14 protein-coding genes are annotated in these 14973 nt (G+C 37.4%); all 14 read right to left on the reverse strand.

The features are described from left to right. Positions 1 to 35: 35 nt before the first annotated feature. Positions 36 to 530: a transcriptional regulator NrdR gene (gene nrdR, locus IGK21_RS07295; RefSeq protein ID WP_010719039.1), complete on the reverse strand. Its 495-nt coding sequence runs from the start codon at positions 528 to 530 to the stop codon at positions 36 to 38. Positions 531 to 974: 444 nt separating this feature from the next. Next, positions 975 to 1307: a hypothetical protein gene (locus IGK21_RS07300; RefSeq protein WP_010719038.1), complete on the reverse strand. Its 333-nt coding sequence runs from the start codon at positions 1305 to 1307 to the stop codon at positions 975 to 977. A gap of 52 nt (positions 1308 to 1359) precedes the next feature. After that, entirely contained in the window at positions 1360 to 1995 is a 636-nt protein-coding gene (gene coaE / locus IGK21_RS07305) for a dephospho-CoA kinase (protein WP_161637842.1), read from the reverse strand. Next, positions 1959 to 2795 (reverse strand): DNA-formamidopyrimidine glycosylase, encoded by an 837-nt coding sequence (mutM, locus tag IGK21_RS07310; protein ID WP_088775527.1) that lies wholly within the window; start codon positions 2793 to 2795, stop codon positions 1959 to 1961. The genes coaE and mutM overlap by 37 nt, the downstream gene beginning before the upstream one ends. 69 nt (positions 2796 to 2864) lie before the next feature. Further along, the gene (gene polA / locus IGK21_RS07315; protein WP_181915016.1) at positions 2865 to 5510 is read right to left on the reverse strand and encodes a DNA polymerase I; all 2646 of its coding nucleotides are present in this window, start codon (positions 5508 to 5510) and stop codon (positions 2865 to 2867) included. Between the two features lie 166 nt (positions 5511 to 5676). Beyond that, positions 5677 to 6360: a Bax inhibitor-1/YccA family protein gene (locus IGK21_RS07320; RefSeq protein WP_010737680.1), complete on the reverse strand. Its 684-nt coding sequence runs from the start codon at positions 6358 to 6360 to the stop codon at positions 5677 to 5679. Then, positions 6353 to 6838, reverse strand: a complete 486-nt coding sequence (locus tag IGK21_RS07325; RefSeq protein WP_010737681.1) for a MaoC/PaaZ C-terminal domain-containing protein — start codon at positions 6836 to 6838, stop codon at positions 6353 to 6355. Before IGK21_RS07325 ends, IGK21_RS07320 begins: the two co-directional genes overlap by 8 nt. Positions 6839 to 7062: 224 nt before the next feature. Next, complete coding sequence (gene murC / locus IGK21_RS07330; protein ID WP_010737682.1) at positions 7063 to 8397, reverse strand: UDP-N-acetylmuramate--L-alanine ligase; 1335 nt, start codon at positions 8395 to 8397, stop codon at positions 7063 to 7065. A gap of 181 nt (positions 8398 to 8578) precedes the next feature. Next, entirely contained in the window at positions 8579 to 9334 is a 756-nt protein-coding gene (locus IGK21_RS07335; RefSeq protein ID WP_161651738.1) for a YdcF family protein, read from the reverse strand. Positions 9335 to 9361: 27 nt separating this feature from the next. After that, positions 9362 to 9847: a SprT family protein gene (locus tag IGK21_RS07340; RefSeq protein WP_034698181.1), complete on the reverse strand. Its 486-nt coding sequence runs from the start codon at positions 9845 to 9847 to the stop codon at positions 9362 to 9364. Between the two features lies 1 nt (position 9848). Then, positions 9849 to 12032: a Tex family protein gene (locus IGK21_RS07345; protein WP_181915017.1), complete on the reverse strand. Its 2184-nt coding sequence runs from the start codon at positions 12030 to 12032 to the stop codon at positions 9849 to 9851. Between the two features lie 225 nt (positions 12033 to 12257). Continuing rightward, positions 12258 to 12989, reverse strand: a complete 732-nt coding sequence (locus tag IGK21_RS07350; RefSeq protein ID WP_010719028.1) for a metallophosphoesterase family protein — start codon at positions 12987 to 12989, stop codon at positions 12258 to 12260. A gap of 230 nt (positions 12990 to 13219) precedes the next feature. After that, positions 13220 to 14161, reverse strand: coding sequence for an oxygen-dependent tRNA uridine(34) hydroxylase TrhO (gene trhO, locus IGK21_RS07355; protein ID WP_010719027.1), 942 nt, complete (start codon positions 14159 to 14161; stop codon positions 13220 to 13222). 301 nt (positions 14162 to 14462) lie between these two features. Beyond that, on the reverse strand, positions 14463 to 14834 hold the full coding sequence (locus IGK21_RS07360) for a VOC family protein (protein ID WP_181915018.1): 372 nt from the start codon (positions 14832 to 14834) through the stop codon (positions 14463 to 14465). Positions 14835 to 14973 lie beyond the last annotated feature (139 nt).

Consider the following 14973-nt stretch of genomic DNA (forward strand, 5'->3'; position numbering starts at 1 on the left):
TTGGCCTCCTTTTATGACTTGATTTTATTTCTGATTTATTCGTTGTTTTCTTTATGATTCTCTTTATTATTTTCTTTTGCTTTATCAACGATGTCTTGTAATTCTTTTAAAAACACCGACATATCTTTAAATTGACGATAAACACTGGCAAAACGGATATAAGCAATCTCATCTAAATTGACCAGATCTTCCATCACGTATTCTCCGATCAACGTCGTCGATACTTCATTTTCACCAAGACTTCGCACCCGATTTTCAACATGATTTACGATTTGCTCCATTTGTTCCATCGCAACTGGTCTTTTTTCTGCTGAACGGATTAATCCTCTTAAAATCTTGTCACGATTAAATTCTTCCCGTTCCCCATTTTTTTTGATCACTAATAAAGGTGCTGCTTCAATTCTTTCAAATGTTGTAAAACGAAAAGAACAGTTTTCGCACTCTCGTCTTCGACGAATTGCTCGACCATCATCCGCTTGTCGACTATCAATCACTCGGGAATTGTTATGTTGACATCTAGGACATCTCATTATTTTCACCTCTTAATCTGAAATTTTTCTGATATACATTCATTTAATATATTGAATCAATTTATATAGTATTGATTCAACGAACAGTCAAAGGATAAATTTTCACTCGATAATAGTTACGTAAATAATTACGTATGAAACATATATTTTTATGATTCACTCCTGCTTTTCATAAAAAAAGTTTCACACATGTAACTAGTTGTATTATAACATGAAACAATTCTTACAGGCGACTCTCCTGTATAAAAAACCTCGTTAGAAGAACCTTTTTTTCAATCGATTGATCGAAATTGTTCCAAAGCAAAACAATTAGGCTTGACTTTCGAGAAAACTGCATGTAAAACAGTGCTTCTTAAAAACTTCTTTCAGGTGCATACTTCAAAAAAACAGAGAGTGAGACAAAACTTGTCTCACTCTCTGTTTCAACAGTCTAAGTTATACCCATTAAAGTTTTTCTTCAATCCCTGTATAATGTTTCATTCGTTGTTCATCGATTTTTTGTTGTTCAGGAATATGATCGGCTTCTGGTAAAGGTGTTTTTTTGTGTGTTGGATCATCTTTTTTTCGTTCTTGTGTCAGATCTTGCTCCTTGGCTTCTTTTTCTGCTTGTTGGTCTTCTAATTCATCGACTCTGGCTTTGTAGCGTTCATCATTTTCTTTTGCAGCTTCTGATTGTGCCCGTCCTTCATCTACCAGCTCATCTTTATTCAAGATCTCTCCTAGTTTTTCTTTTGCAGAACCGACTACTTTATCTTTTTGATTTTTAAAAGTCCCCATACCAATCCCCCTCTTTTCTTTATATTCAGCATAGCAAACTATCTAAATATACTCAAAGAAATCGATTGTTGAAGTCCAAGAGCCAACGTTCGATTTGACAAGTCAGTTCATCCTTACTACCGGAATTGTCAAAAACGATATCTGCTAATTTTTTCTTCTCTTCAATCGGCATCTGGCTTTGTATTCTTTTCTTTGCTTCGTCCAGTGTCAATTGATTTCTTTTCATCAAACGTTGCAATTGAATTTCTTCTGGAAGGTAAACGACTGCTACAGCATCCATTTCCTGTTCATAATGACCTTCAAATAATAAAGGGATATCAACAACAACTAAAGGATAATTTGCTTTTTGTTGCTTAATCTGTTCCGTAATCGCTTGACGGATAAATGGGTCTAATAAGCGATCAAGTTTTTGTCTTTGTTCTGTCGAATCGAAAATAATCTTAGCTAAAGCTACTCGATCAAGCGAGCCATCTTCTTGAAGGATTTCTTCTCCAAATTCTTGAACGATTGCCGCCAATCCAGGAGTCTGAGGTTGGACGACTTCACGGGCGATGATATCTCCATCGATCATCGGGATTTGGTGACGGCTAAAAACAGCTGCTGCAGTGCTTTTCCCAGTAGCAATCCCACCAGTTAAGCCTAAGACATAGCCTACTTGCTGATTTTTAGTCTTTGGCAATTTGGACAATAGTGCGTCCCCCTTTGCGCTACTTTTGTTTTGACGATCGGTGTATGACAACGAACACATGGTTGACCAGTCTGACCATAGACATGTAAAGCTACTTGAAAGTTACCTGACTCGCCTAACGCATTGAGATAACTCCTGATCGTCGTTCCGCCAGCCTCAATTGCCCGAGACAACACGTCAATAATTGCTTTTCGTAACAACTCTGCTTCTTTGGGCTTCAATGTATCCGCTGGCTGTTCTGGATGGATCTTCGCTTCCCAAAGCGCTTCATCCACATAGATATTCCCTAAACCTGTTACTAATTTTTGATCTAATAATAATGGTTTAATCGCTTTATGAGATTTTTGTAAGCCTAAACGAAAGCCGTCTAATAAAAATGTATCTGGCAACGGCTCTGGACCTAATTTCATGATGCCTTTGTAAGCATCACTCGCTCCTTTTTCAACTAATGTCATTCGTCCAAATTTACGTACATCATGGTATCGGAGTTGGCTACCATCTTCAAAGAAAAAAATGACATGCGTGTGTTTATCGATCGGTTCATTTTTTTCAACAAATTGGTATTTTCCTTCCATACGTAAATGCGAGATCAATTCATAATGACTCAAACGAAAAATTAAAAACTTGCCTCTTCGATCAATAGCCAGAATCTCTTCGCCAACTAACGAAGCTTCAAAGATTGCTGTTTCTGGTTGTTCAATGATTCTTGGCCATAAGACTTGGATTTTTTGGATTTTCTTTCCAACGACTAAACGAGACAAGCCTTTTCGTACAGTTTCTACTTCTGGTAATTCTGGCATGTTTTCACCTTCGACTTATTTGCTTTTTTATCTATTTATTGAACAGATCGGTTCAATAGTGGCAATCAGCTATTTCGCTTCATACCACGTTTTTCCCCAACTACTGTCTGTAATCAATGGTACGTGTAAGGACACGGCATGTTCCATGACTTCACTTACTAATTTGTCTAATCGTTCTAATTCTGTTTCTGGCACTTCAAAAACCAATTCATCGTGTACTTGTAACAACATGGTTGCTGATAGTTTTTCTTCTTTTAAGCGTTTATCCAACTCGATCATCGCGATTTTAAGAATATCAGCGGCACTTCCTTGGATTGGGGTATTGATTGCTGTTCTTTCAGCAAAAGAACGTATATTATAATTTCGTGAATTGATATCTGGTAAATAACGTCTGCGATGGTAAAGAGTTTCGACAAATCCTTGTTCCTTCGCTTCACGAACGATACGTTCCATATATTCTTTGACTCCAGGATATTTTTCAAAATACGTATCAATATACTGTTGTGCTGCTTTTCTTGTAATCCCAAGGTTTTGTGATAAACCATAGTCAGAAATGCCATAAACGATCCCAAAATTGACTGCTTTTGCTTGACGACGCATATTTGGTGTAACATCTTCTGCTTTTTCAATCCCGAAAACACGCATAGCAGTACTTGCATGGATATCTTGTCCTTCAAGAAAGGCTGCTTTTAAATGTTCATCATTCGAGATATGAGCTAAGACACGCAATTCGATTTGTGAATAGTCAGATGAATAAATCAACCAGTCTTTTTCTCTAGGCACAAACGCTTGGCGAATCTTTCGCCCTTCATCTAAGCGGATAGGAATATTCTGTAAATTAGGATCTACTGAACTTAAACGCCCTGTTTGAGTCAATGTTTGAACATATCTGGTATGGACTTTTCCATCGGATTGAATGACTTTTAACAAACCTTCTACATAAGTTGACTGGATCTTGGCGATTTGGCGATACGTCAAGATGTCATCCACGATTGGGGCTTGTTCTCTTAATTGTTCTAAAACATCGACCGCAGTGGAATAGCCTGTCTTCGTTTTCTTGATCACCGGTAACCCCATTTTTTCAAATAAAATGACCCCTAATTGTTTTGGTGAGTTTAAATTGAAGGATTCACCAGCCTCTTGATAGATTGTTTCCTCGATCTCTTTCAATCGATTGGAGAATTCGATTTTCATTTCTTGTAAACGAGAAGCATCAACTTTGATACCAGTGATTTCCATTTCAGCTAAGATGATTGAAAGGGGTAGTTCCATCTCACGGAACAAGGCCATTTGGTTTTTTTCTGTTAATTCTTGACTTAACTTAGGTGTTAAAACATTAATGGCAGATACTTTTCTGGCAAGGTGGGCAAAAAATACTTCTTCCTCTTCCGGTAATCCTTTTTTTGCCCCTTTTCCATAAATTGCTTCATCTGACTGCACTTCATGATAGCCATAATGGGCAGCGATTCCTTCAATATCCGTACTTTTCTCATTTGTATCAAGCAAGTAGGCACCAAGCAATACATCAAAATCGATCCCTTTTGTTTTCGTGGCATAACGATTTAAAGCCACATAGGTCCGTTTGGCATCATAGACTTTTTTCAACCGTGTTGGATCAGCTAACCAAGCACAAAAAGCTTCGTTCTCAAATAACGCTAGATCATTCGTAACATAAATTTTTTGTTTCGTCCCCCAAGCTACACCCACGATATCTTCTGTATGGTAATTGTCTCCCATCATCTCCACATATAAAGCCATGTCAGTCGTGAACATGTCCTCATGGTATTCATGGACTACTTCAAATAGGATATCTTCAAGTTCTACTTCTTCCTCAACAAGGTCCAGCTTTGCCAGGAATTGTTTAAATTCCATTTCTTTATAAAATGGCACCAATTTCTCTAAGTTTTTCCCTTCATATTTCAATGAATCAATTGAGACTTCAACTGGCGCATCTGTATTGATCGTCGCTAATTGTTTGGATAAGAAAGCTTGTTCTTTATCATTGATCAAATTTTCTTTCATTTTGCTTTGTTTCATTTCATCAATATGCTCATAGATCCCTTCAACGGATCCATATTGTTTTAACAATTTGATTGCTGTTTTTTCGCCGATTTTCGTCACACCAGGAATATTGTCTGAAGCGTCTCCTGCCAAACCTTTCATATCAATGATTTGACTTGGCGTCAACCCATCATATTTTTCAGCCACATGTTCAGGTGTGTAACTTTCGATATCACTCACACCTTTCACCGTAATGTCTACTTTGATTTCATTACTAGCTAATTGAGTCAGATCTCGATCACCAGATAAAACAACGACATCAAATTCTTCTTTATTGACTTTTTCGGCTAATGTCCCAATGATGTCATCCGCTTCATAATTAGGTAATTCATAGTATTGGACACCTAGTCCTGTGAGTAATTCACGAATGTAAGGCATCTGTTCTTTAAATTCTCCAGGAGTTTTTGAACGGCCACCTTTGTATTCTGCATACATCTCGGTTCTAAATGTCGTCTTTCCTGCATCGAATGCAACTAATACATGAGTAGGTTGCTCTTTTTGCATCACATTTTCAAACATCGTGTTAAAAGCATAGATCGCATTTGTATGCAACCCATTTCTATTTTTAAACCGTTCTAATGAATTGTGTAAAGCAAAAAATGCGCGAAAAGCAACACTATTTCCATCTACAAGTAATAATTTATTTTTTGTCATCTGCCTAACTCCTTACTGTAAAGTTCTTATTTATTCTAACAAAGAATACTGAGGAAAGCGAAAAGAAAAACGCAAATTAACCACTTTACTGGACAAAAAAGAGTGAAAAGACTCAATGCTTTTCACTCTCATAATTATTGTTCAACTGAACGATCCATTCAATCGCTTAATTGTTACGTCCGAAAATTCTTAAGAATGCTAAGAACAAGTTGATAAAATCAAGATATAGTTGTAATGCCAAGAATACGGCAATCCCACTATGTGCTGTCCCATTTGATTCTATATAGATTGACCGGATCTTTTGGTTGTCATATGCGGTAATTCCTGCGAAGATCACGACTAAAAGAAGAGAAATAAACAACTCTACTGCGCTGCTTCGTAAGATAAAGACATTTAAGACCATGGCAATAATGACACCGATCAATGCGGCCATTCCGGCACGGCCGACACCTGTCAAATCTTTTTTAGTAACCAAGCCTACAACGGACATCCCTAAAAACATTCCAGTTGCTGTAATAAACGCTCTGGTAATGCTACCGATATCATACATCGCTAATGTGACAGCTAACGTCAGTCCATTCAAGAGCGAATACGCAATAAAACCACCAATAGCTAAACTTGGGTTTTTAGCTGCTTTAACGCCCAATACAACTACTAAAATCAACTCTACGATCCAGAGACCCATAAAGCCTAATGGAAAATTATTGATGAACGAGAAAACTTGTTGAGGATATACTTGTAATGCGAGATAAGAGATAATCGCACTTAATGCTAGACCTCCTCCTAGATAACCATAGACCTTAGCATAGAAGCGATTCAGTCCTGTTGAAATAGTACCTTGATTATTCATATGTTTCACCTTCACTTTCAAGAGTAATCTCTAATTCTGGTTCGACCGGTGGCTGAACCATCACTACTGCATCCAATACCCGATTTTCTTCGCTATTGTTTGCTTCGACAGAGATTGTCACGACATTTTTCATTTTGTCTACTTTGATAATATCAAACTGAAAAGTCAATGTTTGATAATGGAAAACTGGCTCAATAAAATTGACAGAAAAATTGACTACATGAGACCCAGGACCTGGCAAATGTTTTGAAATTGCACTGGTGATGATGCCCATCAACATGACAGAAGGCACAATCGGTTGTTGGTACTCCGTTTGTTTCGCAAAATCATGTTGGATGTAGAGTGGATTCGCATCATTTGTTAGTCCTAAATACAATAACAGCTGATTGTCTTCAATCGATTCAGTTAAAGACAACGAGTCCCCTTCCTCCAGTTCATTGATGGTTTTTCCTAATTTACGTGGTTTACTTATGTTCAAGTTAGTAACCCTCCAGTTTATATATTGATCACTTCTTATTGTATCAAAACAGTCCAAAAAGGCAAGTTACACTGATTAAAACAAGAAAATATTAACGAAACTGAAAGAAGACAGCGATGTTGATTCCTCTTTTGAAAACCAGAAAAATCAAAAAATCTCTACCTGTTAAGTTTCATTCTTTAACAGATAGAGACTGCTTTACAATCGACTACTTAAAAAATAGATTACAATACATTCTTTGTCGTACTACTTAATAATTTTTCATACGCTTGTTCAAATTTTTGAACGTCCCCTGCACCCATAAAGATAATGACAGCATCGTGGAAATCAAGTAAAGGAGAAACATTGTCTTCTTTGATCACTTGACCACCTTTTTTGATTTTATTGCCAAGATCTTCAATTTTGACATCGCCCTGTTCTTCTCGAGCAGAGCCAAATATATCACATAGATAAACTTTATCTGCAAGATCTAGTGCTTCTGCAAACTCATCCATCAAAGCAATTGTGCGGGTAAATGTATGAGGTTGGAAAACTGCAATGATTTCTTTATCAGGGTACTTTTGTCGAGCCCCATCGATTGTTGCTTTGATTTCAGCTGGATGATGAGCATAATCATCTACAACTGTCATATCAGCTACGATTTTTTCGCTAAAGCGACGTTTTACACCTGGGAATGTTAACAATTCTTTCGCTACTTCTTCTTGGTCTAGTTTTTCAAAATAAGCAACTGCGATCACGCCTAATGCATTTAATATATTATGTTTGCCAAAAGCAGGAACAGTGAAATGTCCCACAAATTCATCTTTGTGGTACACATCGAAAGCTGACCCCGTCGTTGTGCGTTCGATATTCCGAGCTTGGATATCATCATCTTCAGAAACACCATAATAATAGATCGGAACATCTGCTTCTAATTTTCTTAAGTAAGCATCATCTCCATAGGCAAAGATCGCTTTTTTCACTTGATTTGCCATTGATTGAAATGCGGTAAACACATCATCAATACTTGTATAATAATCTGGATGATCAAAATCAATATTTGTCATGATAACATAATCAGGCGAATATGCTAAGAAATGGCGACGATATTCACAAGCTTCAAATGCAAAAAATTCTGCTTGAGGATCGCCATGTCCTGTGCCATCACCAATTAAATAACTTGTTGGACGAATGCCAGTCAACATATGTGAAAGTAATCCTGTCGTACTCGTTTTACCATGTGAACCAGTCACTGCAATACTCGTGTAGTTTTGGATAAAGTCGCCGATAAAGTCATGATAACGAACAACTTCTAATCCCAACTCTTTCGCTCTTTGAATCTCCTCATGCGTATCTGGGAAAGCATTACCAGCAATGATCGTCATTCCAGGTTGAACATTCTCTGCATCAAAAGGCAAAATTTTGATATTTGCTTTTTCTAAATCCCTTTGTGTAAAGAAATATTTTTCGATATCTGATCCTTGTACTGGTAACCCTTGCTCGTGTAGGACAAGTGCCAATGAGCTCATTCCTGATCCTTTAATACCAACAAAATGGTATAATTTATTTTGATTTTCCATTTGAATCCTCTTCTCTTAAATATCATCCATTATTTTGTTTTCTATTACAACACGTTCCTCATTATCATATAAACCTAAAAAAATTTCAACCAAATATATTTGAAGAGGTTACTTACTTGAAAAATCGTTCAAATTTAAAAACTGGCTAACGCTCTCGTTTGGTCTACTAGGGATGATTTTCTCATGAACGCAAGAAAGTTCCTGAAACAGAAGAACGGATTCGTTGATAGGCTGACCAAACTTTTTGTGGGATGTCCACATGATTCATATAATTTTTCCCATTTGGTCCATAGCCCTGTTCATCATCCCTCAAACGAACCATTTCTCCTAAAACTAACGCATAGAAATAATCTTTCGACCATTGATCGTTCAACTCTGGCTGAGAAAAATGTAACTCTTCCGCTAGTTCAATTAATTGGGGAACAAATGGGACATAGTTACACCATTCTACTCCTGTGCCTTTCCAGACCTTCTCAAAAGTTGCTCTGGTACGTCGCTGTAATGTTGGATCATTCATAAGAAAAATCCGTTCAGGTAGAGCGCCCTTTTTTTGAAGGATCGTCAAGGCATGTTGTGCATTTTCCCCAGAGTTCGTCGAGGTTGTTTCTAAAATGAATCTTTCAGTTGGAATGTGGTATTTTTCTGTTAAGTAACGAAAACACATCTCACTTTCACTGAGTCCATCCTCAAATAAAACCCCTTGCTTTGCAAAATTTTGGCGAAGCACCTTAGTAGCATGTCCGATTCCTCCGACTAGAAAAATTTGCTGCACTTGTCCTTGCAAATACAGTTCAGCTGCCTTATCAGCAAGAATCGGTAAGCCATTGCCTGCTAGAATCACTATTGGTGCCGAATCATTTGTTCTTTGATCACTTGCATCAGCCAAAAAGGATAGCAAACAATTCCAATCTTTCAATTGTTCCCCTTGATTCGTCATGAGCTTCTTTCTCCTTTTTAAGATATTTTACTTACTGGAAAGCTGTTCATTTGGCATTTTATCCAGTGTTTCCTTCCAAATCAAATGCCCTCGACATTTCCCGCAAACATAGCGTTTGGTATCGATTTTTCGTTTGCGGTAAATATCGGTTGTACAACTAGCACACTGATACCATTCAATTTTAGTCGTTTTCTTAGCAGAAAGAGCAGGAGCGTATCTTAAACCACCCGTTTTTTTTAGTAAAGCCTTAAAATCAGCATCTCGGTGACGATAACCTTTATTAGCTAAATGCAAATGATAATGACATAATTCATGTTTAATGATTGCAACTTTTGTCGCTTCATCCACTTCTTGAAACATCTTCCAATTAAAATCTAAATGATGGTCGTTTAAGTGATACCGTCCCCCTGTAGATCGCAAACGAGAATTGAATTTTGCTTGATGCTTAAAGGGCAATGAAAAACTATCTAGCGAGATTTTTTCAACGAGTTGCTGCAATTCGATTTCTGTCACTTTATTTCGCCTCATAAGGGGAAAGCATCGTTAAACTGATTCTTCCTTTATTGACATCAACAGCTTCAATCCAAACTGTTACAACATCGCCTACAGAAACGACATCAGTAGGATGTTTAACAAATTTTTTACTTAATTTAGAAAGATGAACTAATCCGTCTTGCTTTACACCGATATCAACAAACGCACCAAAGTCGATTACATTCCGTACAGTCCCTTTCAACTCCATCCCTGGTTTCAAATCTTCCATACTTAAAACATCTGAACGCAAGAGTGGAGCTGGCATTTCATCCCGCATATCTCTACCAGGTCGGGTTAACCCTTCAAGAATATCAGCTAACGTTTCTTCTCCTACAGATAATGTTTTGGATAAATGAGTGGAAGAAAGTTGAGATAGGGTTTCGATTGCTTCTTTTTTACCTAATGCTTTTTCTGATAACCCGTTGCTTTTTAGAATTTCTTTTGCAATTGGATAGCTTTCCGGGTGAATGCCTGTATTATCAAGAATGTTTTTCCCACCTGGTACACGGATAAACCCGATCGCTTGCTCATAAGCCTTTGGTCCTAAGCGAGGAACTTTTTTCAATTGCGCTCGCGTCTCAAACGCACCATTTTCTTCTCGATAAGTCACAATATTTTGAGCAGTTGTTTTATTCAAACCAGAGATGTGTTGCAATAATTGAGGGCTTGCAGTATTAACATCCACACCCACTTGATTGACCACAGTTTCTACTACAAAATCTAATTGTTCCGCTAAACGTTTTTGAGAAACATCATGTTGGTATTGTCCAACTCCTACAGCTTTAGGGTCAATCTTCACTAATTCAGCTAATGGATCTTGCAAACGTCGAGCGATCGACACTGCACTTCGCTCTTCCACTTGGAGGTCAGGAAATTCTTTGCGGGCAATATCACTTGCAGAATAAACAGAAGCTCCCGCCTCATTCACGATCGCATAGTACGCTTTATGATCAGCTGATTTTAATTGTTCAGCAACAAATTGTTCTGATTCACGGCTAGCAGTACCATTTCCTATTGCGACCATATCTACTTGGTATTGGTTGATCAATTGAACAAAAGCAGGTCCTGCAGCTTCACGTTTCGCTTGAGAAGCAGGTTTATGCGGATAGATGACTTCAATTGCCAAAACTTTACCTGTCGCATCTACTACAGCTAACTTACATCCTGTACGATAGGCTGGATCGAATCCTAAAACGACTTTTCCTTTTAAAGGAGGTTGTAACAATAGATTACGGAGGTTTTCTCCAAAGATCGCAATTGCTTGCTCATCAGCTTTTTCAGTTAATTCATTGCGCACTTCCCGCTCAATCGCAGGTTGAATAAATCGTTTGTAACTATCTTGATAAGCATTCCTAACAAACATAGTTGCGGGAGAAGCTGGGTTATTGATCAATTGCCGCTCCATATAAGACAAAATAGGTTCCTCTTCCACTTGGAGTCCGACTTTCAAAATGCCTTCTTTTTCACCACGATTCGTCGCTAAAATGCGATGAGAGACGATTTTATGAATGGGTTCGGCATAATCATAATACATTTCATATACCGCTTTTTCATCTAGCTCCTTCTTTTTAACGACACTGACATAAGAACCTTTATTGTAGGTATAGGAGCGTACCCACGTTCTGTAAGTTGCATTATCACTGACTTCTTCAGCAATGATTTCGTGAGCGCCTTGCAATACTTCCTCGACCGTATGAACTTCTTTTTCATCATTGAGGTATTTTTTTGCTTCTGCATAGACATCTTCATTGGGCAATTGACGAAGCCACTGGGCAAAAGGCTCTAATCCTTTTTCTTTTGCGATCGTCGCTTTCGTTCTGCGTTTTTGTTTATAAGGACGATACAAGTCTTCTACTTGTTGCATTTTAACTGCTAAAGTAATGTCTTTTTTCAATTCTGGCGTTAGCTTACCTTGTTCATCGATTAAACGAATCACTTCTTGTTTTCGTTTCTCTAAGTTTTCTAAATAAGCATAGCGCTCTTCAATTTCTCGAATTTGTACCTCATCTAAGCTACCGGTCATTTCTTTTCGGTAACGTGCAATAAATGGGACAGTATTTCCTTCGTTCAATAAATTCAATACGGTGGTAAGTTGTTTTGAATGATACATCGTTAGTTCTTTTTGAACTAACTGGACAATTGTTTGATTTAAATTCTCTGCCATCAATATACTCCCTTTTTAAGTTAAAGCCATTTTCATTATTCCCTGTTTCTAAATAAAAATGGTGGATTTTCTCACATACTTATTTATTTTATCATATTTGATAACAGTACTTATAGCAGCTCTTAGCAAAACAAATCAATCACACTAAAAATCCCCTATAATAGTTGAGGAATTTGAGTTTCCTCAATACTTTTATAAGGAATCATGTACTGTTATCCTGATCCATTAATTTCCTTGCCACGGTCCTTCAGTGTTTTGATACTCAATGTCTTGAACGATACCAGTTTCATCAAAAACCACACCATGCATCGATCCACCAAAGACTGCTCCACCGTCAATTCCGATTTTCTTATCGTGAATCCATAAATCTGTCGTTTCCATATCTCCGTGTAGCATAGGGGTAATGGTATGACCAAAAACGATTGTTTTTCCTGTATTATTTTTACCTTCATGGAAAGGTTCGCGGATCCAGATGAAATCATGAGGGTTTGTATCATGCCAATCTTTTTTAGTTAAGTCAACCCCTGCATGGACAAAGAGATAATTATGCCATTCATAATAAAGCGGCCGCTCACATAAAAAATCAATCAGTTCGCCATATCGTGAGCGAATCATCAACGCAATCTCTGTGGGCGAATACTCTTCAGTTGACCCAGGGTGTAAAAGACTGTCAAATGTTTCTTTGCCACCATTCCGTAAATAAGGCTCATACCAGTCTTCAGGACTTTGGAGGAACTGCAAAAAGTACTCTTCGTGGTTTCCTCGAAGATAAATCGCGTTATTTTCTTTGACTAGTTGCATACCTAGTAAAAAACATTCTTTCGTGTTAGGGCCTCTATCATTCAAATCCCCCATCAATACTAATTGATGATTTAATGGATCAAATTCGTTGACCAATTTTTTAAAGAGATCGTATTTTCCATGAACATCGCCAATCGCATACACCCACTTTTTCATGATAAAACTCTCCCTTTCCATTGTAGTATAACGTATCTTTCGCATAGATTTACACTTATCAAAAAGGTTTTTCCCTTTCCTATACTGATTTTCTCAATAAAAAGAAAAAAAGACAAGCCAAAAATAAAGATAGCAAAGGAAATCCCTTGTTCACTCAGCGCTCAACTAGTGCTAGGTGATTGGAGAACAGCTCCTCCTGCTATGTTTATTTTTCAGCTTGTCACTAAATGCTAGTTAAAAAAAGCAGCTAATTTTTCTTCTACTTCTTTTTCAGACAGTTGATGCTCTTTGATGTAGCGGTTTTGTGGATGTTTTGCGCATTCGATCGAACAAGAACCTAAATGTTTTTCTTCATTTTCAACAGAAGTCAACATCTGACGATTGCATTCAGGATTGCCACAATTGATGTAGCGTTCGCAAGGCGTACCGTCGAACCAATCTTTGCCTACGATTCGTTTATCCACTTGATTGATATCAACTGCAATACGTTCATCGAACACATACATCTTACCATCCCACAATTCTCCTTGAACTTCAGGGTCTTTTCCATAAGTCGCGATCCCGCCGTGTAGTTGACCAACATCTTTGAAGCCTTCACGGACTAACCAACCAGAAAATTTTTCGCAACGAATCCCACCAGTACAATAAGTAACCACTCGTTTTTCCATAAATTCTTCTTTATGATCACGGATCCATTTAGGGAGTTCCCTAAAGCTTCTAATATCAGGACGAACAGCCCCACGAAAATGTCCTAGATCATACTCGTAATCATTTCTGGCATCAATGACAACAGTATCTTCATCTAAAATTGCCTCTTTGAATTCTTTTGGTGAGAGATAATCTCCTGTCAATTCGTGAGGATCGATATCGTCTTCTAATTTCAAAGAAACAAGTTCTGGTCGTGCACGAACAAACATTTTCTTAAATGCGTGGCCTTCACTTGGATCAATTTTAAAAAATGTATCAGCAAAACGCTCGTCTTGATGCATCATCGCCATATATTTTTCAGTTTCTTCGATCGTTCCAGACAATGTGCCGTTGATTCCCTCTTTGGCAACTAAGATTCTTCCTTTTAAATTCAACGATTTACAAAAGGCTAAATGTTCCTTCGCAAATTGCTCTGGGTCTTCAATGGTTGTGTAGTTGTAATAAAGTAATACTTGGTAATCCATGTTTTCTTTCCTTCCTTCTCTTCTCTCCAGAATAGTATAAAAAAAGTAAGGTTCGTTTGACGATATTTATGCTTGTGTATTTATGTTCAAACTCTTCAGTTAACATAATATAATTATCGTTTTTTAATTTAGGCAAACTTTACTACATAAAAGATGGAATAAGATGACCTCAACGATGGAATGACCATTTACATAAACTAGGTTCTACCAAGTGAAAAACACCCACTCTACTAGTCGCTAAACATGACCTGTTTAACTACTAGTAGAATGAGTGTCTGAAGACTACCTTCAAATCATTTCTTTATTTCCCTGTTACTGCAAAATAATTACCATCAGGATCGGCAAAATTAAATACGTATTCTTCACCTAACTGGACTAATTCGCCTAATACCGTACCTTGTGCTTGCATTTTCTTATATAAATCAAAAATATCATCGCTATAAAACATCAAGGATGGGGAACTTCCAGCAACTTCTGGGGAATGTTGTTCAATGAATTCCCGATCGTATAAGACAAGTGAAGTAGTCGCCTTCTCTGATTGGGCGATTTCTACAACCAGTGTGCCATGCATTTCTTGACGATCTAATTCTTTGAATCCAACCGCAGTCCAAAAATCAACGTTTTTTTTCACATCATCAACATATAACATGATTTTCATTTCATTGGTAAACATGTAAATCCTCCTACATTTCTTCGTTTTAGAAGTCATAAGCTTAACTATTTTAGCATACGGAGATCGGAAAAGCTATCTTCACTCCATCTTTATACTCTTATACTTGCCCTTATTGTCATAGTTTTTGGAGTGGATGGAA

Source organism: Enterococcus sp. DIV1421a, assembly GCF_051711025.1.
GTDB classification, from domain to species: Bacteria; Bacillota; Bacilli; order Lactobacillales; family Enterococcaceae; genus Enterococcus_B; species Enterococcus_B hirae.